Consider the following 3,181-nt stretch of genomic DNA (forward strand, 5'->3'; position numbering starts at 1 on the left):
GCGTCACCAAGAGTGGCAGCAATATCATCAGCAATACGGTGTTGCATGGTGGTCTCCTTAAAGGCCCATGGCCTGACGAATCAGAAAGCGTTTAACCGGTGGAAGCATTGCCGTTCCCAGCATGCCAATGTCGCGCAGGCGGGCAAGACCGCGACTGCGATTGGAAAACAGATGGCTCAATGCCCCGCAGGTCATTACATTGAGAAGATTATCAGGGCGTCGCGCTCTTTGATAGCGGCGCAGCGCAGGATCATCTCCCCAGTCCTCATGTTGGGCTCGGGCATCGCGAATGGTGCTGATCAATGCCTGAGCATCGCGAAAGCCCAGATTGACCCCCAGTCCGGCCAATGGATGCACCCCATGCGCACTATCTCCCAGAACCACGCAACGCTCACCCGTATAACGGCTGCTGTGCAGACCGGAAAGCGGGTAACTGCTGCGTTTGCCGATACGCACAAAGTGCCCCAGTTGCGGCCCGAATGCCAGTTGAAGGGCCGCTAAAAATGCACTGTCATCCATGGCCATCAAGCGCCGCTCCAAGGCATGTTTGGCGCTCCAGACGATGGATGCACGGGGATGATTTTCGGCATCAGCGCTGAAGGGCAGGACGGCCAGGGGGCCGGTCGCCAGAAAACGCTGATAAGCGATCCCGCGATGGGGTTTTTCCATCCATACGGTGGCGGTGATGGCATCCTGGCCGTAGTCTTCCTGAAAAACAGGTGCCTGAATGAGCTGCTTGCGCAGCGGAGACTGACGGCCTTCGGCGATGGCGAGGAGGGTGGCCCTGTATTCGGTTCCATCTTTCGCGGTAAGTTGCATGTGTTGCTGATCAGCCCGGGCCTGGGCGATTTCCTGCGCGTAAAGCACCGTGACTCCCGCCTCAGCCAGTGCGGCATGGAGTTGCTGCTCCAAACGCCGGTTTTCAACAATATGACCGAGAAAGGTTTCGCCGGCTTCTTCGGCGTCCAGATGAATGCTGCCGGAATTTTCAGCATCCCAGACCCGCATTCTTTCGACTTTGCTGCCATGCGTGGCCAGGTCGATACCGAGTTCCTGCAAAAACCGCTGAGAACCATTGGCCACCAGGCTCGCTCGCTCCGAGGGATCGGCCAGGGCGCAGACCGGTTGCGGACGCTTTTCAAAAAGTGCGACCCGGAGACCGCTTTGCCGGGCAGCCAGCGCCAGGCTGGCACCCACCATGCCGGCTCCGGAAATGATCAGGTCGTAATGTGCGTCAGTGGACATGGACAGACTCCCACATCAGGTCTGGGATGCTGCTCCCGGCAGGCAGGCGAATTCCCGCCAGACGGGCAGCGAGTTCGCGTTTCCCGAACGTGCTTTGTTCGAGCAGGGCAAGGGCTGCAGCGCGGGCGAAACGCAATGGCAGGCGCGGACTGCTGAACAGGCGGTTCATGGCTTCGGTGAAGGCGATGGTTTCCAGGCGGTCCCGGCGGCGAATCCGGCTGTAATCTTCCAGCAAGCGTCTGGCCCCTGGATCCTGCCCGGCATCGGCAGCCTCCCGAAGCAGGGCGGCCAGGGTGATGACATCGCGCAAGCCCAGATTGTAACCTTGGCCAGCCAGGGGATGGAGCGTTTGCGCCGCATTTCCCACCAGTGCCAGGCGTTGACTGGGCTGAGCCCATAAGCGCTGGAAAAACAGCGGATATACGCTACGCGGACCAACGCCGGTCAGTAGAGGAAGATGGGGAGGCCGTTGGCGGTTCAGCGCTTCCAGAAAAGCGAAATCACTTAAATCCAGCATCTGGCTGGCGGCACTGGGACGCAGGCTCCAGACAATGGATAATTGCTGTTGACCAATAGGCAAAAAAGCCAGTGGCCCGCTCTCCTGAAAATGTTCAAAGGCAATGCCCGGTAAGGCTTCGCGCGGTGTGACCGTGGCGACAATGGCATGGCGGTTATGATCCCAGCCCATGCGCTGCAAAGCCGCCAGACGGGCAAGACCCCCATGCCCTCCATCGGCCACGACAGCCAGCGCCGTGTCCACGCGCAGGTCCGGCCAATCGAGCTGGAGACGATCGGGAAACCACTGCATGCCTGCCAGAGGCCCCGCCGCCTCCTGTTGCAGCGTACTACATTGCGCCAGCGGCATTGCCAGCGCTGCTTGCAAGGTGTTCAGTCCGGCTACTTCTCCCAGGCGTTGTTCCGGCGCTTCCAGAAGCTGCTGCTCCAGGCGGACCCGTCCGCTGAGTCCCTGCTGGGTGATCTGGACGGTTTCAATGGCGGCAGCATCATGCAGCGGCATTTGGACGCCGAGATGGCTGAGAAGACGACGACTCCCCAGTGCCAGGGCAACCGTCCGCTCACTATGCGCAGGGCGGGGCTGCTGCAGCGGAAAGGTGTCCACCATGAGTATGTTGAGGGATGTCTGTTTCAGGGCCAGCACCAGACTGTGCGCCACAGGCCCATTGCCGAGGATGGTGATATCGGCGGTCAGGCTACGCATAATTTCTCCGGTACTTGAGCATATCCCCTCATTTAAGACCAAGATGCCGCTTGCAGCAAGTCATGAAGCTGCAAATCCGGCGGTGCATGCGGACACAAGCCATCAGAAAGTCCTAGAATGGCTGGATGGAGATTCGCTCAGTGAACCATAACGGCAACTCAGCTGGCACGCTGCAAAACCCTTTTCTGCAGGGGTTGATTGACAGTCATTGTCATCTGGATGACGAGGCCTTTGCTCCAGACCGTAGCGCCGTCATACAAAGGGCCAAAAATGCTGGCATCGATAAAATTCTGGTGCCTGCTTATAGTCCGGCATTTTGGCCGCGTCTGCAGCATCTCTGCGCGCAGCAGTCCATGCTTTATCCGGCGTACGGGGTGCACCCTTTGTATATCAATGCCTGTGCTTCCAACTGGCTTGAGCAACTGCGAAGCCTGCTGGATCAGGCGGTGGCAGTCGGCGAAATTGGACTCGATCTTTCGGAAAATGCGCCTGATTATGCGTCGCAAGTGGACTGCCTGAAAATGCAGTTGCATCTGGCCCAAGAGCTGGATTTGCCGGTGATTCTCCACGCGCGTCGCACCCTGGAAAATCTGTCACTCATTCTCAAGGATTTTCCGGGTCTGCGCGGGGTGGTGCACAGTTTTTCCGGGAGTCTGGTACAGGCCCAACGACTGGTGGACAGGGGATTTTATCTGGGGTTAGGTGGGGCTTTTACCC

General features: G+C 58.9%; 3 protein-coding genes. 1 reads left to right on the plus strand and 2 read right to left on the minus strand.

Annotated features, from left to right (window positions below; genetic code table 11):
- Positions 1 to 57: 57 nt before the first annotated feature.
- The gene (locus tag AC2VLY_RS16230; protein ID WP_193651150.1) at positions 58 to 1,245 is read right to left on the minus strand and encodes an FAD-dependent monooxygenase; all 1,188 of its coding nucleotides are present in this window, start codon (positions 1,243 to 1,245) and stop codon (positions 58 to 60) included.
- A complete protein-coding gene (locus tag AC2VLY_RS16235) occupies positions 1,235 to 2,464 on the minus strand; it encodes an FAD-dependent monooxygenase (protein ID WP_486922648.1) in 1,230 nt (409 codons plus the stop codon). The genes AC2VLY_RS16230 and AC2VLY_RS16235 overlap by 11 nt, the downstream gene beginning before the upstream one ends.
- 140 nt (positions 2,465 to 2,604) lie before the next feature.
- Here AC2VLY_RS16235 and AC2VLY_RS16240 point away from each other — a divergent pair.
- Positions 2,605 to 3,181 (plus strand): TatD family hydrolase (locus AC2VLY_RS16240; RefSeq protein ID WP_486922649.1); only part of this gene is annotated, 577 nt, incomplete at its 3' end.

The organism is Acidithiobacillus sp. TH-A36, assembly GCF_057473445.1.

Excerpts from the sequence above, each read along its gene's own strand:
- AC2VLY_RS16230 (WP_193651150.1), bottom strand. The coding sequence starts at position 1,245 with ATGTCCACTGACGCACATTACGACCTGATCATTTCCGGAGCCGGCATG.
- AC2VLY_RS16235 (WP_486922648.1), bottom strand. The coding sequence starts at position 2,464 with ATGCGTAGCCTGACCGCCGATATCACCATCCTCGGCAATGGGCCTGTG.